At 72.6% G+C, this 21,331-nt stretch carries 16 protein-coding genes and 2 pseudogenes; all 18 read left to right on the top strand.

From position 1 onward, the window contains the following. Nucleotides 1-9: 9 nt before the first annotated feature. Nucleotides 10-177, top strand: a pseudogene (locus tag IXW69_RS12035) (transcription antitermination factor NusB); the annotation flags it as partial. A 183-nt stretch (nt 178-360) separates the two neighbouring features. Next, nucleotides 361-717, top strand: a pseudogene (gene nusB / locus IXW69_RS12030) (transcription antitermination factor NusB); the annotation flags it as partial. Nucleotides 718-860: 143 nt separating this feature from the next. Next, on the top strand, nt 861-1,754 hold the full coding sequence (locus IXW69_RS06725; protein WP_323745214.1) for an SDR family oxidoreductase: 894 nt from the start codon (nt 861-863) through the stop codon (nt 1,752-1,754). A 158-nt stretch (nt 1,755-1,912) separates the two neighbouring features. After that, on the top strand, nt 1,913-2,533 hold the full coding sequence (gene pyrR, locus IXW69_RS06720; protein ID WP_194785593.1) for a bifunctional pyr operon transcriptional regulator/uracil phosphoribosyltransferase PyrR: 621 nt from the start codon (nt 1,913-1,915) through the stop codon (nt 2,531-2,533). Continuing rightward, complete coding sequence (locus IXW69_RS06715; RefSeq protein ID WP_194785592.1) at nt 2,530-3,522, top strand: aspartate carbamoyltransferase catalytic subunit; 993 nt, start codon at nt 2,530-2,532, stop codon at nt 3,520-3,522. Before pyrR ends, IXW69_RS06715 begins: the two co-directional genes overlap by 4 nt. Beyond that, entirely contained in the window at nt 3,519-4,838 is a 1,320-nt protein-coding gene (locus IXW69_RS06710) for a dihydroorotase (RefSeq protein WP_194785591.1), read from the top strand. The genes IXW69_RS06715 and IXW69_RS06710 overlap by 4 nt, the downstream gene beginning before the upstream one ends. Nucleotides 4,839-4,843: 5 nt before the next feature. Further along, nucleotides 4,844-6,124, top strand: coding sequence for a glutamine-hydrolyzing carbamoyl-phosphate synthase small subunit (gene carA, locus IXW69_RS06705; protein ID WP_194785590.1), 1,281 nt, complete (start codon nt 4,844-4,846; stop codon nt 6,122-6,124). 1 nt (nt 6,125) lies between these two features. Continuing rightward, nucleotides 6,126-9,515: a carbamoyl-phosphate synthase large subunit gene (carB, locus tag IXW69_RS06700; protein WP_194785589.1), complete on the top strand. Its 3,390-nt coding sequence runs from the start codon at nt 6,126-6,128 to the stop codon at nt 9,513-9,515. Beyond that, nucleotides 9,512-10,417 (top strand): orotidine-5'-phosphate decarboxylase, encoded by a 906-nt coding sequence (pyrF, locus tag IXW69_RS06695; RefSeq protein ID WP_194785588.1) that lies wholly within the window; start codon nt 9,512-9,514, stop codon nt 10,415-10,417. Before carB ends, pyrF begins: the two co-directional genes overlap by 4 nt. Nucleotides 10,418-10,612: 195 nt before the next feature. Further along, a complete protein-coding gene (gene mihF, locus IXW69_RS06690; RefSeq protein ID WP_194785587.1) occupies nt 10,613-10,924 on the top strand; it encodes an integration host factor, actinobacterial type in 312 nt (103 codons plus the stop codon). A gap of 67 nt (nt 10,925-10,991) precedes the next feature. Then, complete coding sequence (gene gmk / locus IXW69_RS06685; RefSeq protein ID WP_194785586.1) at nt 10,992-11,570, top strand: guanylate kinase; 579 nt, start codon at nt 10,992-10,994, stop codon at nt 11,568-11,570. A 53-nt stretch (nt 11,571-11,623) separates the two neighbouring features. Next, nucleotides 11,624-12,034, top strand: coding sequence for a DNA-directed RNA polymerase subunit omega (gene rpoZ / locus IXW69_RS06680; protein ID WP_194785585.1), 411 nt, complete (start codon nt 11,624-11,626; stop codon nt 12,032-12,034). 44 nt (nt 12,035-12,078) lie between these two features. Continuing rightward, nucleotides 12,079-13,413, top strand: coding sequence for a bifunctional phosphopantothenoylcysteine decarboxylase/phosphopantothenate--cysteine ligase CoaBC (gene coaBC, locus IXW69_RS06675; RefSeq protein WP_194785584.1), 1,335 nt, complete (start codon nt 12,079-12,081; stop codon nt 13,411-13,413). A gap of 143 nt (nt 13,414-13,556) precedes the next feature. Continuing rightward, a complete protein-coding gene (locus tag IXW69_RS06670; protein WP_194785583.1) occupies nt 13,557-14,831 on the top strand; it encodes an SAM-dependent methyltransferase in 1,275 nt (424 codons plus the stop codon). Between the two features lie 68 nt (nt 14,832-14,899). Then, entirely contained in the window at nt 14,900-16,108 is a 1,209-nt protein-coding gene (gene metK, locus IXW69_RS06665) for a methionine adenosyltransferase (protein WP_194785582.1), read from the top strand. A gap of 148 nt (nt 16,109-16,256) precedes the next feature. After that, nucleotides 16,257-18,323, top strand: a complete 2,067-nt coding sequence (locus IXW69_RS06660; protein ID WP_194785581.1) for a primosomal protein N' family DNA-binding protein — start codon at nt 16,257-16,259, stop codon at nt 18,321-18,323. A gap of 211 nt (nt 18,324-18,534) precedes the next feature. After that, on the top strand, nt 18,535-20,322 hold the full coding sequence (locus IXW69_RS06655; protein WP_194785580.1) for an oleate hydratase: 1,788 nt from the start codon (nt 18,535-18,537) through the stop codon (nt 20,320-20,322). A gap of 12 nt (nt 20,323-20,334) precedes the next feature. Continuing rightward, nucleotides 20,335-21,111, top strand: a complete 777-nt coding sequence (locus IXW69_RS06650) for an HAD family hydrolase (RefSeq protein WP_194785579.1) — start codon at nt 20,335-20,337, stop codon at nt 21,109-21,111. Nucleotides 21,112-21,331: the final 220 nt, after the last annotated feature.

Raw genomic sequence — 21,331 nt, 5'->3', positions numbered from 1 at the left:
CACCACCGCATGAGCGACACCGAGAACGCCGCCCAGCCCGGGAGCCCCGCCGCCGACACCGACGGCGGGGCCTCCCGCGCCAAGGGCGGCCAGGTCAAGCACACGGTCACGGCTCGCACCAAGGCCCGCCGCCGCGCCGTCGAGATCCTCTTCGAGGCCGACCAGCGCGGCCTCCTGCGCGTCAACAACGCCCAGGACCCCCGTCAGGACGAGGACCGCGACGCCCGCCCGGGCTACGACCGCGACTTCCGCTCCCGCGAGGAGCGCGAGCGCGAGATCGAGGACCGGATGAACCGTGAGGACTGGTACCTCGTCGAGGACGAGGACGACACGGCCCTCGAGGAGCCCGACGACGAGCGCGAGCCCGCCGAGCGCCTCCGCGAGTTCGCCGCCGAGCGGGCCGTCCACTCCGCCAACCACACGGAGGCGCCCGCCTACGCCCGCGAGATCCTCACCGGCGTCGCCGACCACCTCAGCGAGGTCGACGACACCATCGAGACCTACGCCCAGGGCTGGACGCTCTCCCGCATGCCGGCCGTGGACCGGGCCATCGCCCGCGTCGCCACCTGGGAGATCGTCTGGAACGACGACGTCGACGCGCCGGTCGCTCTCGACGAGGCGATGACGCTCGCCCGGATGCTCTCCACCGACGAGTCACCGCGCTACCTCAACGGCCTCCTGGGCCGGATCGGCGACCTCGCCGACACGCTGCGCTGACGACCTCGCCGACACGCTGCGCTGACGGCCTCGCTTGCAGCTGCCGCGCCGTCGAGCGCGTGCACGGCCCGGCACCCCGCGGGGTGCCGGGCCGTCTGACGTCCAAGGGCGGCGACTACATCGAGTCGACGTATAGTGGGTGCGTGAGCAACCTGGAGCCTGGAGCCGTCCCCACCATCGCCGTCACCGGCGCGACCGGTCGGATCGGGGGTGCTGTCGCCGAGGCCCTGCGTGATGAGGGCCTGCCCCTGCGGCTTCTCGTCCGCGATCCGTCGCGAGCCCCGCAGTGGGCCAGCGCGGGCGCGGCCGAGGTCGCCGCAGCCTCCTACGGGGACGCCGACGCGGCACGTGAGGCGCTCGTCGGCACGCACCTCCTCCTCATGGTCTCCGCGTCCGAGGCCGCCGACCGGCTCGAGCAGCACCGCAGCCTCATCTCGGCCGCCGCCGACGCGGGCGTGCAGCACATCGTCTACACGAGCTTCCTGGCCGCCTCGCCCGACGCCACCTTCACCTTCGCCCGGACGCACTGGGCGACGGAGGAGGCGCTGCGCGCCTCCGGCATCGCCTGGACGGCCCTGCGGGACTCCTTCTACCTCGACTTCCTCCCGGACCTCGCCGTCGACGGCGTCATCGCCGGGCCCGCCGGACCGAGCGGTGGTCGGGTCGGGGCGGTCGCACGAGCCGACGTCGCGCGGAGCGCCGCCGCGGTCCTCACCGACCTGGCGGCGGGGGGCGCGGCGGCCGCCCGTCATCGCGGTGCCGCCTACGACCTCACCGGCCCTGAGTCCCTCAGTCTCGTCGAGGTCGCCCGCGTCCTCACGGAGCACGGCCGACCGGCGGTGTACAAGGAGGAAACGGTGGAGGAGGCCTACGCGTCCCGTGCCTCGTACGGCGCGCCCGCCTGGGAGGTCGACGGGTGGGTGAGCACCTACACGGCTATCGCCTCCGGCGAGCTCGCAGCCGTCACCGGTGACGTCGAGCGCCTTACCGGTCGCCCCCCGCTGTCCCTCGACCAGCTGCTCCGGGGACAGTCCTGAACCGACGCATACCTATGCGCTCGGGTGAGTGATCCTGCTCACGAGGCCGGTCCGGCCGGCGTCCCTGGTGCACGAGCCCTCCTCGGAGAGGCTAGCATCGGGGCCGTCAGACATCCTTGAAGCCCGTCCCGTGAGGCGGGGAAGGAGGTCCACGCACCGTGGCCGAACCGCAGTCCACCGGGAAGCAGATCCTCGGAGCCCCCGAGATCGCGCGCTCCCTCTTCCGCATCGCGCACGAGATCATCGAGCGCAACCGAGGACTGGACGACGTCGTCCTCCTCGGCATCCCTTCGGCCGGTGTGCCGCTCGCCCAGCGACTGAGCGAGGCCCTCGCCCACGCCGCCGCCGAGGACGCCCGCCTCGCCGGGATCCCCGAGCCCGAGCGCGTGCCCGTCGGCACCCTCGACATCACGATGTACCGCGACGACCTCGGCCGTCACCCCATCCGCGTCCCCCAGCCCACCCGGATCCCGGGCGAGACCCTCGAGGGCAAGACCGTCATCCTCGTCGACGATGTCCTCTACTCCGGCCGGACCATCCGCGCCGCCCTCGACGCCCTCGGCTCCATCGGTCGCGCCGGCGCCGTCCAGCTCGCCGTCCTCGTCGACCGCGGCCACCGCGAGCTCCCCATCCGCGCCGACTACGTCGGCAAGAACCTGCCGACCTCGCGCGCTGAGAAGGTCGTCGTCTCCCTCACCGAGCTCGGCGCCGCCGACGACGCCGTCACCATCCAGGCGAGCGGCGCGGCCGCCGAGGGCCACGAGGAGGCCACCCGATGAAGCACCTGCTCTCCGCCAAGGACCTCAGCCTCGAGGACGCCCTCCAGCTCCTCGACACCGCCGAGGCGATGGCCGCCACCCAGCAGCACGCGGTCAAGAAGCTCCCCACCCTGCGCGGCAAGACCGTCGTCAACCTCTTCTTCGAGGACTCCACGCGCACGCGCCTGTCCTTCGAGGCGGCCGCCAAGCGCCTGAGCGCCGACGTCATCAACTTCTCGGCCAAGGGCTCCTCGGTCTCCAAGGGCGAGTCCCTGAAGGACACAGCCCAGACGATCATGGCGATGGGCGCCGACGCCGTCGTCGTCCGACACTCAGCCGACGGCGCCGCCCACCTCCTCGCCCACGCCGGCTGGATCGACGTCCCCGTCCTCAACGCCGGCGACGGCAAGCACCAGCACCCCACGCAGGCGCTCCTCGACGCCATGACCCTGCGCCGCTGGTACGTCCCCGGCGCCCCCGCCGGCACCGCCGACGGCTCGCCCGCCCCGGCCGGCCGCGACCTGGCCGGAGCCGAGGTCGTCATCGTCGGAGACGTCCTCCACTCCCGCGTCGCCCGCTCCAACGTCGACCTCCTCACGACGCTCGGCGCGCACGTCACCCTCGTCGCCCCGCCCACGCTCCTGCCCGTCGGCATGGAGTCCTGGACCTGCGACGTCTCCTACGACCTCGACGACGCCATCGCCTCGGTCCGCCCGGACGCCGTCATGATGCTCCGCGTCCAGCGCGAGCGCATGAGCGCCGCCGGCGGCGGCTTCTTCCCGAGCCCCGCCGAGTACTCCCACGCCTACGGCCTCAACCTCGCCCGCCGCGAGGCCATGCCCGAGCACGCCATCGTCATGCACCCCGGCCCCATGAACCGAGGCCTCGAGATCACCGCCGACGCCGCCGACGACCCGCGCTCGCGCGTCATCGAGCAGGTCGGCAACGGCGTCTCCGTCCGCATGGCCGCCCTCTACCTCCTCCTCGCCGACGAAGGGAACCAGCTGTGACCTCCCACCTGCTCACCGGAGTCCGCCCCTACGGCGAGGACGCCGTCGACCTCCTCGTCACCGACGGCGTCATCGCGGCCGTCGGCGCCGACGCCGCGGACCAGGCGCCCGACGACGTCGTCCGCCACGACCTCGCCGGCCTCGTCGCCCTGCCCGGCCTCGTCGACCTCCACACCCACCTGCGCGAGCCCGGCGGCGAGTCCGCCGAGACCGTCCTCTCCGGCACACGCGCCGCCGCCGTCGGCGGCTACACGGCCGTGTTCGCCATGGCCAACACCAACCCCGTCCAGGACAACGCCGGCGTCGTCGAGCAGGTCCTGCGCCTGGGGCGCGAGGCCGGCTACGTCGACGTCCACCCCATCGGGGCCGTCAGCGAAGGCCGCAAGGGCGAGCATCTCTCCGAGATGGGCGCCATGGCCAGCTCCGCCGCCCAGGTCCGCGTCTTCTCCGACGACGGCTCCTGCGTCTCCGACCCCGTCCTCATGCGCCGGGCGCTCGAGTACGTCAAGGCCTTCGACGGCGTCATCGCGCAGCACGCCCAGGACCCCCGCCTCACCGACGGCGCCCAGATGCACGAGGGCGCCGTCTCCGCCGAGCTCGGTCTGCGCGGCTGGCCCGCCGTCGCCGAGGAGTCGGTCATCGCGCGCGACGTCCTCCTCGCCGAGCACGTCGGTTCCCGCCTCCACGTCTGCCACGTCTCCACCGCTGGCAGCGTCGACATCATCCGCTGGGCCAAGGGCCGCGGCATCGACGTCACCGCCGAGGCCACCCCGCACCACCTCCTCCTCACCGACGAGATGGCCCGCACCTACTCGCCCCTGTACAAGGTCAACCCGCCGCTGCGCACCGCCGCCGACGTCGAGGCCCTGCGCGCTGCCCTCGCCGACGGCACCATCGACGTCATCGGTACCGACCACGCCCCGCACCCGCTTGAGTCGAAGGACTGCGAGTGGCAGGCCGGCGCCTTCGGCATGACCGGTCTCGAGACGGCCCTGTCCGTCCTCATCGAGACGATGGTCGCCCCCGGACGCATGAGCTGGCGCGACCTCGCCCGCGTCATGTCCACCGCCCCCGCCCTCATCGGCCGCGCAGCCGACCAGGGTCAGGGACTCGAGGTCGGCGCCCCGGCCAACATCGCCGTCGTCGATCCCGAGGTGCGCCGCACCGTGGACCCGCGGGCCCAGTGGACGCACTCGACGAACACCCCGTACGCGGGGATGGAGCTGCCCGGCAAGGTGGTCGCCACCTTCCTGCACGGTCGGCCCACCGTCCTGGACGGCGAGCCCGTCGCCCACCCCATCAACCAGGAGGACTGAGTCGCATGACCTCCCCCGCCAGCACCACCGAGGGGCCCACGGCCCGTTCCACGAGCGCGCGGGGGACCGCGCTGCTCGTCCTCGAGGACGGCTACGTCCTACGCGGACGCGCCTACGGCGCCACGGGACGGACGGTCGGTGAGATCGTCTTCAACACCGGCATGACCGGCTACCAGGAGACCCTCACCGACCCGTCCTACCACCGCCAGATCGTCGTCCAGACCGCCCCCCACATCGGCAACACGGGCGTCAACGACGAGGACCCTGAGTCCGCCCGCATCTGGGTGGCCGGCTACGTCGTGCGCGACCCCGCCCGCCGCGCCTCCTCCTGGCGCGCCCGCCGCGAGCTGGAGGACGAGCTCGCCGACTCCGAGGTCGTCGGGATCTGCGAGGTCGACACCCGTGCCCTCACCCGGCACCTGCGCGAGCGCGGCGCCATGCGCGCCGGCATCTTCTCCGGCGACGCGCTGCCCGCCGGAGCCGCGGACGCCGCCGGTCCCTCCCAGGCCGCCGTCGACGTCTGCCTCGGCGCCGTCCGCGCCGAGCCCGAGATGACGGGTCAGGCGCTCGCCGCCGAGGTCTCCACCCCCGAGGGCTACGTCGTCGAGCCCTCCGGCGACCACGAGGGGCGCGAGCCCGTCGCCGTCGTCGCCGCCATCGACCTCGGCATCAAGTCCCGCTCCCCCTGGCAGCTCGCCGAGCGCGGCGTGCGCGTCCACGTGCTGCCGCAGTCGACGACCTTTGACGAGGTCCTCGCCCTGAACCCGGACGGCGTCTTCTTCTCCAACGGTCCGGGCGACCCCGGCACCGCCACGAGCGAGGTCGAGCTGCTGCGCGGCGTCCTCGACGCGCGGATCCCCTTCTTCGGGATCTGCCTCGGCAACCAGATCCTCGGCCGGGCGCTCGGCTACGGGACCTACAAGCTCGCCTACGGCCACCGCGGCGTCAACCAGCCCGTGCTCGACCGCGCCACCGGCCGCGTCGAGATCACCGCCCACAACCACGGCTTCGCCGTCGACGCCCCCGTCGACGCCCCCTCGGTCGCGCCGTTCGACGGGGGTCGCTACGGACGCGTCGAGGTCTCCCACACGGACCTCAACGACGGCGTCGTCGAGGGCCTGCGGGCCCTCGACCTGCCCGCCTTCTCGGTCCAGTACCACCCCGAGGCCGCCGCCGGCCCCCACGACGGCGAGCACCTCTTCGACCGCTTCATCCGCCTCATGCGCGAGAACCGCGAGGCGCCCGCGACCGACCCGTCCGCCGCACCGGCGGGGGAGGAGAACTGACATGCCCCTGCGGAACGACATCAGCTCCGTCCTCGTCATCGGCTCCGGCCCGATCGTCATCGGCCAGGCCTGCGAGTTCGACTACTCCGGCACGCAGGCCTGCCGCGTCCTGCGCTCCGAGGGCATCCGCGTCATCCTCGTCAACTCCAACCCGGCGACGATCATGACGGACCCCGACGTCGCCGACGCCACCTACATCGAGCCCATCACGAGCGAGGTGCTCACCTCGATCATCGCCAAGGAGCGCCCCGACGCCCTCCTGCCCACGCTCGGCGGCCAGACGGCCCTCAACGCGGCCATGAGCCTCGTCGAGGCCGGCGTCCTCGAGCAGTACGGCGTCGAGCTCATCGGCGCCAACGCCGCCGCCATCAACGCCGGCGAGGACCGTGACGAGTTCAAGAAGGTCGTCGAGCGCTGCGGCGCCGAGGTGGCCCGCTCCGTCATCTGCCACTCGATGGACGACTGCCACGCGGGCGTCGAGGAGCTCGGCGGCTACCCCGTCGTCGTGCGGCCCTCCTTCACCATGGGCGGCCTCGGCTCCGGCATCGCCTTCAACGAGGCCGACCTCGAGCGCATCGCCGGCTCCGGCCTCGCGGCCTCGCGCACCACCGAGGTCCTCCTCGAGGAGTCCATCCTCGGCTGGAAGGAGTACGAGCTCGAGCTCATGCGCGACAAGGCGGACAACGTCGTCGTCGTGTGCACCATCGAGAACCTCGACCCCGTCGGCGTCCACACCGGCGACTCCATCACGGTCGCCCCGTCCCTCACCCTCACCGACCGCGAGATGCAGCGCCTGCGCGACATCGGCATCGCCGTCATCCGCGAGGTCGGCGTGGACACCGGCGGCTGCAACATCCAGTTCGCCATCGACCCCGCCAGCGGCCGCATCATCGTCATCGAGATGAACCCGCGCGTCTCGCGCTCCTCCGCGCTGGCCTCCAAGGCGACCGGCTTCCCGATCGCCAAGATCGCGGCCCGCCTCGCCGTCGGGTACACGCTCGACGAGATCCCCAACGACATCACGGGCTCGACGCCCGCCTCCTTCGAGCCCACCCTCGACTACGTCGTCGTCAAGGTCCCGCGCTTCGCCTTCGAGAAGTTCCGGGGCGCGGACCCGCTGCTCACCACCACCATGAAGTCCGTCGGCGAGGCGATGGCCATCGGGCGCTCCTTCACGGAGGCGCTCCAGAAGGCCATGCGCTCGCTCGACAAGAAGGGCACAGTCTTCTCCTGGGCGGGGGACAAGCCCGACGCGGAGGAGACCGCCGCGCTGCTGGAGTCGATCGCGACGCCCACCGAGCACCGCATCCTCGACCTCCAGCGCGCCATCCGCGGCGGCGCCACCGTCGAGCAGCTCTTCGAGGCGACCAAGATCGACCCCTGGTTCCTCGACCAGATGGTCCTCCTCCAGGAGGTCGCCGAGGAGGTCCGGACCGCCCCGGCCCTCACCGCCGAGCTCCTCGCCACCGCCAAGCGCCACGGCTTCTCCGACCAGCAGGTCGCGGACCTGCGGTCCATCAGCGAGGACACCGTCCGCGAGGTCCGCCACGCCTTCGGGCTGCGCCCCGTCTACAAGACCGTGGACACCTGCGCCGCGGAGTTCGCCGCCCGGACCCCGTACCACTACTCGTCCTACGACATGGAGACCGAGGTCGCCCCGCGCGAGCGCGAGGCCGTCATCATCCTCGGCTCCGGGCCCAACCGGATCGGCCAGGGCATCGAGTTCGACTACTCCTGCGTCCACGCCACCATGGCGCTCGCCGAGCGGTACGAGACCGTGATGGTCAACTGCAACCCGGAGACCGTCTCCACCGACTACGACGTCTCCGACCGCCTCTACTTCGAGCCCCTCACCTTCGAGGACGTCATGGAGGTCTACGACGCCGAGGTGGCCGCCGGCCCCGTCGCCGGCGTCGTGGTCCAGCTCGGCGGGCAGACCCCGCTGTCGCTCGCGCGCCGTCTCAAGGCGGCAGGGGTCCCGATCCTCGGCACCAGCCCCGAGGCCATCGACGCCGCGGAGGACCGCCAGGTCTTCGGGGTCGTGCTCGAGCAGGCGAACCTGCCCGCACCCGAGCACGGCACCGCCCTCACCGACGAGCAGTCCTTCGCCGCCGCCGAGGGCATCGGCTACCCGGTCCTCGTCCGCCCCAGCTACGTGCTCGGCGGTCGCGGCATGGAGATCGTCTACGACCGGGACGGCCTCACGGACTACCTCGCCCGCGCCGGCGCGGAGCCGGGCGGCGCCTACGCCAACGGGCCGCTCCTCATCGACCGCTTCCTCGACGACGCCGTCGAGATCGACGTCGACGCCCTCTACGACGGCACCGAGCTCTTCCTCGGAGGCGTCATGGAGCACATCGAGGAGGCCGGCATCCACTCGGGAGACTCCGCCTGCGTCCTGCCGCCGATGACCCTGTCCGACACGGAGATCGCGCGCATCCGCCGTTCCACGGAGGCTATCGCCGCGGGCGTCGGCGTGCGCGGCCTCATCAACATCCAGTACGCCCTCATGAGCGACACGCTCTACGTCATCGAGGCGAACCCGCGCGCCAGCCGCACGGTCCCCTTCGTCTCGAAGGCCACCGGCGTCCAGCTCGCCAAGGCCGCCGCCCGCCTCATGGCGGGGGAGTCGATCGCCGAGCTCAAGGAGGCCGGGGTCCTGCCCGAGGAGGACGCCTCCGTCTCCGACCCCTTCGACCCGATCGCCGTCAAGGAGGCGGTGCTGCCGTTCAAGCGGTTCCGCACCGGCTCCGGGCGGGTCGTCGACACGATCCTCGGCCCCGAGATGCGCTCGACCGGTGAGGTCATGGGCTACGACGTCGACTTCCCCCGGGCCTTCGCCAAGTCCCAGGCGGGCGCCTACGGCGGCCTGCCGACCGCGGGCACGGTCTTCGTCTCCGTCGCCGACAGGGACAAGCGGGCCATCGTCCTGCCCGTGGCCCGCCTGGCCGAGCTCGGATTCGGGATCCTCGCCACCACGGGCACCGCCCAGGTCCTGCGCCGCAACGGCATCCCCGCCACCGCAGTCCGCAAGATCTCGGAGGGCGCCGGGGACGGCGGCGCGCAGACCATCGTCGGGCTCATCGCCTCCGGCGCCGTCGACATGGTCGTCAACACCCCCAAGGGCCAGGGCGCCCGCGCCGACGGCTACGCCATCCGAGAGGCCACGACGAGCGCGGACAAGCCCATCATCACCACGGTCCAGGAGCTGCAGGCCGCCGTCCAGGCGATCGAGGCCCAGCTGCACGGCTCCTTCGCCGTGCGCAGCCTCCAGGAGCACGACGCCGACCGCGTCGAGCGCGCCGAGTCCGACGTCCTGTCCGGCGACTGGATCATCACCGACGCGGAGAGCGTCCGCACCATCACCACCATCGAGAGCGAGCACGCATGAGCCCGGACGACGCCCTGACCAACGAGGTCCGCGGGGACCTGCCCGGCGCCCTGCCCTTCGGGGCCCGGCTGGCCGAGGCCATGGACGAGCGGGGGCCCCTGTGCGTGGGCATCGACCCGCACGCCGCGCTCCTGGAGGCGTGGGGGCTGCCCGACACCCCCGCAGGCCTGCGGGACTTCGCCCTGCGGGTCGTCGACGCCGTGGGAGGACGGGTCGCCGCGGTCAAGCCGCAGTCGGCCTTCTTCGAGAGGCACGGCTCCGCAGGGATCGCCGTCCTGGAGGAGACCCTCGCGGCGCTGCGCGACGCGGACACGCTCTCCGTCCTCGACGTGAAGCGCGGCGACATCGGCTCGACCATGGCCGGCTACACCCAGGCCTACCTCGCCGACGGCGCTCCGCTCGCCGCCGACGCGATCACCGTCTCGCCCTACCTGGGCTACGGGTCGCTCTCCCCGGCCCTCGACCTCGCGGCCGAGACCGGGCGGGGCGTCTTCGTCCTCGCGCTCACCTCCAACCCCGAGGGCGCCTCGGTCCAGCACGCGGTGGGGGAGTCGGAGCGCTCCGTCGCCCGGGCCGTCGTCGAGGGCGCGACCGACTCCAACGCGGTCGCCCGGGCCGCCGGGACGCTCGGGAGCGTGGGCCTCGTCGTCGGCGCGACGATCGGGGAGGCCGTGGACCGCCTCGGCATCGACCTGGCCGCGGCGAACGCCCCGCTGCTGGCTCCGGGCGTCGGGGCCCAGGGCGCCGGCGCCGCCGAGCTCGAGGCCGTCTTCGGAGCGGCGCGCCGCAACGTCCTCGCCTCGACCTCCCGCGGCGTCCTCCGTGCCGGCCCGGACACGGCGAGCCTGCGCGAGGCGGCTGTGGCCGCCACCGACCACGTGGCACGCGCCCTGCGCGCCTGACGAGGTCCAGCCGCACCCGCGCGGTGGTTGCGACGCTTCCCACACCGCGGGCTCCTGAGCAGCGGGGTCGTCGCCGAGAGCCCTCGACGACGACCCCGCAGTCAGCTTTGCAGGCGCCGTTCCGCTCCCCAATCGTGCCCGGGCACCGTATCCTCGACCTGTCCGACGATTGTCTATCGACGAAGGAGACCGACCATGGTGCCGCCAGTGCTCACCCAGGAGCAGCGAGCCGACGCCCTGGCCCAGGCCGCGCAGGCCCGCACCCGTCGTGCCGAGGTCAAGGTCGCCCTCAAGAGCGGCTCCATGCGGCTCTCGGAGTTCCTCGACGCCGCCAAGGGGGACGAGGTCCTCGGGAAGATGAAGGTCGTCTCCCTCCTCCAGTCGATGCCGCGCGTCGGTGCCACCACCGCGAGCGCCGTCATGGCGCAGGTCGGCGTCTCCTCCTCCCGCAGGGTCCGCGGTCTCGGCGCCCACCAGCGCGCCGAGCTCATCCGCCGCTTCGGCTGAGCGTGAGGATCACGACGGTGCCCCGAACGGGCTTCGTGCAGCTGCCGGCGTGCGCGATGATCGGGTCATGAGCGCCCCCACTCCGTCCCGAGCCCCCCGCCTGACCGTCGTCGCCGGCCCCACGGCTGTCGGCAAGGGAACGATCGTGGCCGAGCTGCGGCGCCGCCACCCGGAGCTGTTCATTTCGGTCTCGGCCACCACCCGCTCGCCCCGGCCCGGAGAGGTCGACGGCGTGCACTACCACTTCGTCTCGGACGCGCAGTTCGACCGTCTCGTCGCCGACGGGCAGATGCTCGAGTGGGCACTCGTCCACGGGCAGAACCGCTACGGGACGCCCCGCGGACCCGTCCAGGCCGAGCTCGACGCCGGCAGGCCAGCACTCCTCGAGATCGACCTCGCGGGCGCCCGGCAGGTGCGCGAGTCGATGCCCGAGGCCCGGCTCGTCTTCATCGCGCCCCCCAGCTGGGACGAGCTCGTGAGCCGCCTCGTCGGCCGCGGCACGGAGGGGGAGTCCGAGCGGGAGCGGCGCCTGACCACCGCGCGCGTCGAGATGGACGCCGCCGACGAGTTCGACCGCGTCATCGTCAACGACACCGTGGCGCGTGCCACGGACGAGCTCGAGGGGCTCCTCGGTCTGGCAGGCTAGACTGTCACGGTTGCAACTGCGACCACGTCAGTCCACGAAAGCAGGAGAAGCACATGCTCGGAACCTCCGCTCAGCCCGAGGGCATCACCAACCCGCCCATCGACGAGCTGCTCGAGAAGGTCGACTCCAAGTACGCGCTCGTGGTGGAGGCCGCCAAGCGCGCCCGCCAGATCAACAGTTACACCCAGCAGCTCGAGGACAACCAGTTCGACTACTTCGGCCCCCTCGTGGAGACCGAGTCCGAGGAGAAGGCCCTCGGCATCGCCCTGCGCGAGATCGCCGGCGACAAGCTCGAGGTCATCCCCGGCGACGAGGCCCGTGCCCGTCGTGCTGAGGCCGAGGCCGCGCGCCAGGCCGCCGAGGAGGACATGTTCGCGGACATCCCCCTCGACTCCCCGATCTCGCTCGGCGACGACGGCCAGGAGGGCGGCACCGCCACCTCCCTGGACGACATCCAGTTCTGACACCCGGACGGGTCCGCCCCACCGGAACGAGGAGCGACCGAGCCATGAGCAGCTCGCCCCAGCGCGCCGCGACCCCCACGGGGACGCGGCGCGTCGTCGTCGGCGTCTCCGGGTCCATCGCGGCCTACAAGGCTCCCTTCGTCGTCCGCCTCCTGCGGGCCGCCGGGCACGAGGTCCGCGTCGTCCCTACCGAGGCCGCGCTGCGCTTCATCGGCGCACCGGCCCTCGCGGCCGTCTCCGGCCATCCCGTCGACACGGGCGTCTTCGACGACCCTGCCGCCGTCGAGCACGTCGCCGTGGGGGAGTGGGCCGAGCTCGTCCTCATCGCCCCGGCCAGCGCCGACTTGCTCGCCCGCCTCGCCGCCGGCCGCGCCGACGACCTCCTCACCGCGACCGTCCTCACGGCGACGTCGCCCGTCGTCGTCGCCCCGGCCATGCACACCCAGATGTGGCTCAACGCCGCGACCGTCGAGAACGTCGCCACGCTGCGCCGTCGGGGCGTCACCGTCATCGAGCCCGACTCCGGTCGTCTCACCGGCGCCGACTCCGGCGTGGGCCGCTTCCCGGAGCCGGAGAGGGTCGTCGCCGAGGCGCTGGCCGTGCTCGCGGAGGCGCACGCCGAGGTCGACGCGCAAGGTACCGGCGCCACCACGGAGCCTGACCTGGGACGGCGGCACGTCGTCGTCTCCGCGGGTGGCACGCGCGAACCCCTCGACCCGGTCCGCTTCCTCGGCAACCGGTCCTCCGGGAGGCTCGGCACCCTCATCGCCGCCGAGGCCGCGCGTCACGGCGCCGCCGTCACGCTCGTCGCCGCGAACGTCGAGGCCGACGTCCTGTCGCTCCTGCCAGCGGGTGTCGAGGTCGTGACCGTGGGCACGGCGCTGGAGCTTGAGGCAGCCGTCCGCAGCGCCTGCGGCGACGCGGACGCCGTCATCATGACCGCCGCCGTGGCCGACTTCAGGCCCGCCGTCGTCTCCGGCACCAAGATCAAGAAGCACGGCGTCGACGCACCGGGCTCCTCGGAGGCCGGTCACTCGACGCGACCGGCCCCCATCGAGCTCGTCGAGAATCCCGACGTCCTCGCCGGCCTCGTCGCTCAGCCGCCCCGCGCCGACGGAGGACGGACTCTCGTCGTGGGCTTCGCCGCGGAGACGGGCGACGCCACCGGGGACGTGCTCGCCCACGGCGCCGCCAAGGCGCGCCGCAAGGGCGCCGACCTGCTCGCCGTCAACGCCGTCGGCGACGGCGTCGGCTTCGGGGACGTGGACTCCGCCGTCGTCGTCCTCGACCGCGAGGGCGAGGAGGTCACCCGGGTCTCCGGCTCCAAGGGCCACATCGCGGAGGGGCTCGTCAACCTGATCGCGGCGCGTCTGGCCTGACTGTCTTCTCACCCGGAACCCTCGGGTCTGAGAGGTGAGATCTGTGCCTATGGTGTCGGAGACGGACCGACCGCGCGGCGGTCCTCGCAACCCGGCACCGCGCGCGGAAGTGACCTGCATTGACCCGAGCGTCCACCAGCCCGATGACAGTCGCCGAGATGATCGAGACGGTGCTCCGTCCACCCCTGCCGGTGCGCTTCACCGGCTACGACGGCAGCGCGACGGGCCCCGAGGGCGCGACCGTCACCTTCCACGTCGCGCGCCCGCGAGCCATCCAGTACGCCCTCACCGCCCCCGGCGACCTCGGCCTCGCCCGCGCCTACCTCATGGGCGACATCACCACTGAGGGAGTCCAGCCCGGCAACCCCTACGAGGCCTTCGACGACCTCGAGAAGCTCAAGCACTGCCTGCGCCGCCCCTCGCCCGCCGAGGCCCGTCGTCTCCTCGCCACCGTCGGCGTGCGCAACCTGCGCACCCCGGAGATCCCCGAGGCCGAGGCCGACCCCATGTGGAAGCGCACCCTCAAGGGACTGCGTCCCCACTCCGAGAAGGCCGACTCCGAGACCGTCTCCTCCCACTACGACCGGTCCAACGCCTACTACCGCCTGGTGCTCGGCCCGTCGATGACCTACACCTGTGCCTGCTTCGACGAGCCCACCGACTCCCTCGAGGACGCCGAGTGGAACAAGATCCGGCTCGTGCTCGACAAGCTCGACCTCCAGCCCGGCCAACGCCTCCTCGACATCGGCTGCGGCTGGGGCAGCGTCCTCGTCGCCGCCGCCCGCCGCGGCGTCCAGGGCATCGGCGTCACGCTCTCCGCGGCCCAGGCGTCCTATGCGAACGAGTGGCTCAAGCGTGAGGGCCTCGACCACCTCGCCGAGGCCCGCGTCATGGACTACCGCGAGATCCCCGAGCGCAACTTCGACGGCATCTGCTCGCTCGGCATGATGGAGCACGTCGGCGTTCGCCACTACGACGAGTACTTCGCGAAGATGTACTCGATGCTCCGCCCCGGCGGCCGCCTCCTCAACCACCAGATCACCCGCCGCGACTCACGCCAGGGCAACCGCGCGGGCGCCTTCATCGACCGCTACGTCTTCCCCGACGGCGAGCTCGCCTCACCCGGCGTCGTGCACCAGCACCTGGAGGACTCCGGCCTCGAGGTCATCCACGAGGAGAACCTCCGCCAGCACTACGCCTGGACGCTCCAGCACTGGTGCGAGAACCTCCAGGAGCACTGGGACGAGGCCGTCGAGGCCGTGGGTCCGCAGACCCCGCTCCTGTGGGGCCTCTACATGGCCGGCTCCCGCTGGAACTTCGAGCGCAACAACATCCAGATCCACCAGTTCCTCGCCGTGCGCCCCACCGACGATCCCGAGGGCCACTACTACCCGCAGCGCCCGTGGTGGCGGGCCTGACACGCAAGCCCTCCGCCACGCCCCGTACACTCACAGAGCCCACTACCGCACCGAGGACCCATACCGTCATGGCATCCAGCTCTCTTCGCCTCTTCACCTCCGAGTCCGTCACCGAGGGACACCCCGACAAGGTCTGCGACCGAGTCTCGGACTCCATCCTCGACGCCATCCTCGAGCAGGACCCGCACGCGCACGTCGCCGTCGAGACCATGGTGACCACCGGTCTCGTCCACGTCGCCGGCGAGGTCAGCACCAGCGCGTACGTCGAGATCCCCGACATCGTCCGCTCCGAGATCGTGTCCATCGGCTATGACTCCTCCGAGGTCTGCTTCGACGGCACGTCTTGCGGCGTCTCGGTCTCCATCGGCCAGCAGTCCTCCGACATCGCCGCCGGCGTCGACAAGGCCCTCGAGGTCCGCGACGACTCCGGCGATCTCGACCCGCTCGACTTCCAGGGCGCCGGGGACCAGGGCCTCATGTTCGGCTACGCCTGCACGGACACCGCCGAGCTCATGCCGCTGCCGATCCACCTCGCCCACCGCCTCGCCGAGCGGCTCAGCGCCGTGCGCAAGCAGGGCGTGGTCGAGGGCCTGCGCCCCGACGGCAAGACCCAGGTCACCATCGGCTACGACGGGAACGACGCCGTCACGCTGGAGAACATCGTCGTCTCCACGCAGCACGACGCCGACCGCTCCCGCGCCTGGCTCACCGACGCCCTCACCCGCGAGGTGATCCGTCCCGTGCTCGAGGCGGAGGAGGAGAAGGGACTCACCCTCGCCACCGCCGACGCCGAGGTCCTCGTCAACCCGTCCGGCCAGTTCATCATCGGCGGCCCCGCCGGCGACGCCGGGCTCACCGGCCGCAAGATCATCGTCGACACCTACGGCGGCATGGCCCGCCACGGCGGCGGCGCCTTCTCCGGCAAGGACCCGTCGAAGGTCGACCGCTCCGCCGCCTACGCGATGCGATGGGTCGCCAAGAACGTCGTCGCCGCCGGCCTGGCTGAGCGCTGCGAGATCCAGGTCGCCTACGCGATCGGCTCGGCGCGCCCCGTCGGCGTCTACGTCGAGACCTTCGGCACCGAGTCGGTCCCGGTCGCCAAGATCCAGGGCGCCGTCGACGAGGTCTTCGACCTCCGCCCGGCCGCCATCATCCGCGACCTCGACCTGCTCCGCCCGATCTACCGCGCCACGAGCTCCTACGGCCACTTCGGCCGCCCCGGCTTCTCCTGGGAGGAGCCGAACCGCGTCGAGGAGCTCCGCTCCGCCGTCGCCTGACCGGCCGCTCACCGCTCGTCGAGCGCATCGCGCTCCACCGGGGCCGCCTGGCAGGGACCGTCACGGTCCCGCGCAGAGGCGGCCCCGTTCGCGTCGTGGCCCCGGGCTACCCTGGGCGCGCACCGCAGGACGAACGGGAGAAGGACGCATGGCGGAGTCCGGCACCGCCGGCCCGGGCACGGCCGGCCAGGGCGCGCTCCTCGCCGCGCCCGCGCCCGCCGAGCGCGAGGTCACTGGCACCGGGGTCACCCTGCCCGTCGCGCGGGTGCTCCTCGACACCCCCGTCCCGCACCTGGACCGGCCCTTCGACTACCTCGTCCCGCCCGAGCTCGACGTCGCCGCCGGCGTGGGCACCCGGGTCACCGTCCGCTTCGGCGGGCAGGAGATGCACGGCTGGGTCTGGGAGCGCGCCACCACGACGACGCACCCGGGGCGCCTCACCGCCCTGCGCCGTGTCGTCTCCGACCTCCCCGTCCTCCCCGAGGAGGCGCGCCGCCTCGTCGACGCCGTCGCCGTGCGCGCCGCCGGGACCCGCTCGGACGTCATCCGCCTCGCCGTCCCCGCCCGGCACGCCACCACCGAGCGGTCCGAGCGGGACAAACCGGCCCCCGAGACGCCGTCCTGGACCGTCCCCGAGACCGGCCCGCAGGGCTGGGGCGCCTACGAGGGCGGCACCGCGCTGCTCGCCGCGCTTGCCGAGGGCGGCGCGCCCCGGGCGGCATGGTCGGCCCTCCCCGAGCGCAAGGGCCTCGTTCGCGGCTGGGTGCCACTCGTGGCGGAGGCGGCCGCCGCGACGCTCGCGGCGGGCCGAGGGGTCCTCGTCGTCGTCGCGACCACCGAGCAGGCCGAGGCCGTCGCCGCGGCACTGAGCGCCGAGCTCGAGGGGGAGCCCGTCGTCGCGCTGGCCGCCGAGCACGGACCGGCCCGCAGGTACCGGTCCTTCCTCCGGCTCCTGCTCGGGCACGCCCGCGTCGCCGTCGGCACGCGCGCCGCGGCCTTCGCCCCGGTGCCCGACCTCGGGCTCATGGTCCTGTGGGACGACGGCGACGACCGTCTCGACGAGCGCCACGCCCCCTACGTCCACTCACGCACCGTCCTCGCCCTGCGCTCCGGCCTCGAGGGCGCGGGGCTCCTGCTCGCCGGGTACTCGCGCTCCGTCGAGGCGCAGTCCTACGTCGAGGCCGGGTGGGCGGGGGAGCTCCGCGCACCGCGCGCGCTCGTGCGCCGCGCACTCCCGCGCGTCGAGGTCCCCGGCGAGATCGAGCTCGAGGTCGAGGGGCCGTCCGGCCGGGCCAGGATCCCCTCGCTCGCGCACCGCGCCCTGCGGGAGGCGCTCGCCGACGGCCCCGTCCTCGTCCAGGTGCCCCGCGGCGGCTACGCCCCCGTCGTCGCCTGCGCGCGGTGCCGCACCCCCGCCCGCTGCCCCGCCTGCTCCGGGCCGCTGTCCATGGACCGCGAGGGCCGTGTCACCTGCCGATGGTGCGGGCGACTTGTCGGAGCATTCACCTGCGCCACCTGCGGGAACCGCGCCCTGCGCATGCTGAGCGTCGGCTCGGCGCGCACCGCCGAGGAGCTCGGCCGTGCCTTCCCCGGGGTGCCCGTCGTCGTCTCCGGCGCACGCGAGAGCCACGGCGTCATCGACGAGGTCGACGACTCCCCGCGCCTCGTCGTCGCCACTCCCGGGGCCGAGCCCACCGCGCTCGGCGGCTACCGCGCGGCCCTCCTCCTCGACGGCGCCGCGATGTCCGCCCGGCCCGAGCTCGGGGCCGTGAGCGAGGCGATGAGGCGCTGGTCCAACGCCGTCGTGCTCGTCCAGCCGGGCGCGCGCGTCATCCTCCTCGGCGGTCCCGAGCCCACCGCCGCGCAGGCGCTCATCCGGTGGGACCAGCCCGGACTCGCCCGGCGTGAGCTCGCCGAGCGCGCCGAGCTCCACCTGCCGCCCGCGTGGCGCACCGCGCGGCTCGACGGGCCGCGCCGCGCCGTCGAGGCGCTGCTCGCCGAGGCCGCCGGGGCCGGCCTCGAGGTGCTCGGCCCCGTCGAGGCGCCGGCAACCCGGGGGCAGGCGCCCCGGACGGGGGAGGTGCGGGCTCTCGTGCGCGCCCCCGTCAGCCGCGGGCGCGAGCTTGCCGCTCTGCTCCGCGTCCGGGCGCGGGAGCGCTCCGCGCGACGCGAGGAGGCCGTGAGGATCGAGCTCGACCCGACCGTGCTCTGGTGACGGTGATGACGGTGCTGGTGACGCCGTCGTTCACTGCTCCTGACCAGGCGGAACGCAGGACAGATACAGGTGCGTATCGCTAGACTCGTACCTGTTGGACGGGCGCCGCAGCCCGCGCCCGGCCAGCGACCACCGAGGGCTGCTCCACGACCGGCGCGAGCCGGCACGGGACGCTACGTCGGCGAGAGCCGACGGGACCAGCGAGGCGACCATGACCAACACGCAGCACGTCTACCAGCGGACCTACCCCGTCTCCCCGGACGGCAAGCCCTACGTGCACAACGACCTCGGCCTCTACACGCACAACCACCCGACCCCGCCCGCCGACGTCGCCGAGCGTCACGCCTACCTCGTCGGCTCCGGGATCGCCTCCCTGATCGCCGCCGCCTACCTCGTCCGCGACGGCAGGATGCCGGGGGAGAACATCACGATCCTCGAGCAGCTCGCCGTGCCGGGCGGCTCCTTCGACGGCGCCGGCGACACCGAGCGCGGCTTCATCGCCCGCGGCGGCCGCGAGATGGGCCAGCACTTCGAGTGCTTCTGGGACATCATGCGCGAGATCCCCGCCCTCGAGATGCCCGAGCCCTACACCGTCCTCGACGAGTTCCGCACCGTCAACGAGAACGACCCCAACGTCGACCCCTGCCGCGTCATCCACCACCAGGGCAAGCGCCGCGACACCTACAAGATGGGGCTCAACAAGAAGGGCCAGCTCGCCGTGGTCCGCCTCCTCCTCGCCAAGGAGGAGGACACCTACTACAAGACCATCGAGGACTGGTTCGACGCTGACTTCCTGGCCTCGAACTTCTACACGCTGTTCAAGACGATGTTCGCCTTCGAGCAGTACGAGTCCCTCACCGAGATGAAGCGCTACATGCACCGCTTCCTCCAGTACCTCCCCGGCTTCTCCGACCTGTCCTGCCTGCGCTTCAGCCGCTACAACCAGTTCGAGTCCTTCGTCCTGCCGCTCACCAGCTGGCTCAAGGACAAGGGCGTGCGCTTCCAGTACGACACCTGCGTCGACGACCTCGACATGGAGATCACGGCCGGCCGCAAGACCGTCACCGGCATCCGGTACCACCGCGCCGACGGCACCGAGGACACGATCGACGTCGCCCCCAAGGACCTCGTCCTCGCCACGATCGGCTCGTGCACTGAGTCCACCGGCTACGGGGACATGGACACCGTCCCGCCCTTCTACACCGACCGCCCCGGCGGCGCCTGGACGCTGTGGCGCAATCTCGCTAAGAAGTCCTCCGTCTTCGGCCGCCCCGACGTCTTCTGCTCCCACCCGCGCGAGACCGTCTGGGAGTCCGTCTCCTTCAGCTTCATCGGGGAGGACCACCCGTTCCTGCGCAAGATCCAGGAGCTCACCGGCAACGACCCGCTCTCCGGCCGCACCGTCACCGGCGGCATCATCACCGCCGAGGACTCCGGCTGGTGCCTCAGCCTCACGATGAACCGCCAGCCGCAGTTCCGCGCCCAGCCCAAGGACTGGGGCGTCGCCTGGGCCTACGGGCTCTACCCGCACGCCAAGGGCGACTGCGTGCGCAAGCCGATGATCGAGTGCACCGGCGAGGAGATCCTCAAGGAGTACTGCTACCACTTCGGGCTGCTCGACCAGTTCGAGGAGATCAAGGCCCGCACCAAGGTCCGTCTCGCGACGATGCCCTACATCACCTCATTCTTCTGGCCGCGCGGCAAGGGCGACCGCCCCGACGTCGTCCCCGAGGGCTGCACCAACCTCGGCCTCCTCGGCCAGTTCGTCGAGACCCCCGACGACTGCATCTTCACCACGGAGGGCAGCGCCCGCACCGCCATGATGGCCGTGTACCAGCTCCTCGACCTGGACCGCGACATCCCACCGATCTGGCCCGCCCAGTACGACGTGCGCGCCCTCCTCGCCGCCGCCAAGACGATGAACGACGGCAAGCTCCCCGGCGGGAAGATCGTCACGCGGATGCTCAAGGGCACCTACTACGAGGACATCCTGCCGTGACAGCATGAGGTCATGAGCGAGCAGTCGAGCACCACGAGCCCCGCTGACGCCGACACCACCACCGGGAGCCCGACGACGGCGGCCAGCGCTCAGGGACCCGTCCGTCCCGGTGCCCGGCCGCCCGAGCGATTGGGGTCGACCGGTTCGACGGCGCAGGACGCCGTCGGACCGGTCGACTCCGTCGTCCTCGACTACGGCAACGTCCTGTACACGTGGGACGCCGTCGGCGCCGTCGCCGGTCGCGTGCTCGTGGCCGACTGGGACGAGTTCGTCTCCTCGGGCGAGTTCGGCCGGCTCAACGCGATGGCGGACCGCGGAACGCCCTTCGAGGAGATCCTCGACGACCTCCGGTCGACGCACCCGGACCGGCCCGACTGGGAGCGCCTGCAGCGCCTCTACTGGGAGCACTTCGCCGACACGAAGACCGGTCCCGTGCCCGGGACCGGTGCCATCGTCGACGAGCTCCTCGACGCCGGCGTCCCGCTGTACGCGCTCACCAACTTCCACGACGTGCTCTTCGAGCGCACCCGGCACATGGTGCCGCAGCTGCCGCGCTTCACCGGGATCGTCGTCTCCGGCGAGGAGCACCTCGCCAAGCCCGAGCCGGAGATCTACCGCGTCCTCCTCGAGCGCTACGGCCTCGACGCGAGTCGGACCCTCTTCGTGGACGACTCGCCCGCCAACGTCAAGGGCGCCCGCGCCGTCGGGATGCGCGCCCACCTCTTCGTCGGCGCCGGACGCCTCCGCGCTGAGCTCACGGAGCGCGGGCTCCTCCCGCCGCGCGACTGAGGCGTCGGTGCCGCCCGTCGAGCGGCACCGACGGAGTCGCACGGCGGGTGCTCCTCCGACGCCGATCGGGAGCCGCCACGGCACGCCCCTAGATGTTGGTGGCAGACAGGTTGGTGACACTGGGAAGGGTTGACGTAGTGGGGAGGACCCCCGTTGGGTGTGGCTTGTCGACGGTCACACCAACTCAAACGGAGGTCCTCGTGACTCACTCTAATGCGCG

Origin of the sequence: Actinomyces haliotis (genome assembly GCF_015355765.1) — a bacterium.
Classification (GTDB): Bacteria; Actinomycetota; Actinomycetes; order Actinomycetales; family Actinomycetaceae; genus Actinomyces; species Actinomyces haliotis.
This window is presented reverse-complemented; position numbering and strand designations above follow the sequence as displayed.

Coding starts and splice junctions, on each gene's coding strand:
- IXW69_RS06650 (WP_194785579.1), top strand. CDS start 20,335: ATGAGCGAGCAGTCGAGCACCACGAGCCCCGCTGACGCCGACACCACC.
- pyrF (WP_194785588.1), top strand. CDS start 9,512: ATGAGCCCGGACGACGCCCTGACCAACGAGGTCCGCGGGGACCTGCCC.
- IXW69_RS06670 (WP_194785583.1), top strand. CDS start 13,557: ATGACAGTCGCCGAGATGATCGAGACGGTGCTCCGTCCACCCCTGCCG.
- IXW69_RS06660 (WP_194785581.1), top strand. CDS start 16,257: ATGGCGGAGTCCGGCACCGCCGGCCCGGGCACGGCCGGCCAGGGCGCG.
- IXW69_RS06715 (WP_194785592.1), top strand. CDS start 2,530: ATGAAGCACCTGCTCTCCGCCAAGGACCTCAGCCTCGAGGACGCCCTC.
- carB (WP_194785589.1), top strand. CDS start 6,126: ATGCCCCTGCGGAACGACATCAGCTCCGTCCTCGTCATCGGCTCCGGC.
- carA (WP_194785590.1), top strand. CDS start 4,844: ATGACCTCCCCCGCCAGCACCACCGAGGGGCCCACGGCCCGTTCCACG.
- gmk (WP_194785586.1), top strand. CDS start 10,992: ATGAGCGCCCCCACTCCGTCCCGAGCCCCCCGCCTGACCGTCGTCGCC.
- rpoZ (WP_194785585.1), top strand. CDS start 11,624: ATGCTCGGAACCTCCGCTCAGCCCGAGGGCATCACCAACCCGCCCATC.
- metK (WP_194785582.1), top strand. CDS start 14,900: ATGGCATCCAGCTCTCTTCGCCTCTTCACCTCCGAGTCCGTCACCGAG.
- coaBC (WP_194785584.1), top strand. CDS start 12,079: ATGAGCAGCTCGCCCCAGCGCGCCGCGACCCCCACGGGGACGCGGCGC.
- IXW69_RS06655 (WP_194785580.1), top strand. CDS start 18,535: ATGACCAACACGCAGCACGTCTACCAGCGGACCTACCCCGTCTCCCCG.
- mihF (WP_194785587.1), top strand. CDS start 10,613: ATGGTGCCGCCAGTGCTCACCCAGGAGCAGCGAGCCGACGCCCTGGCC.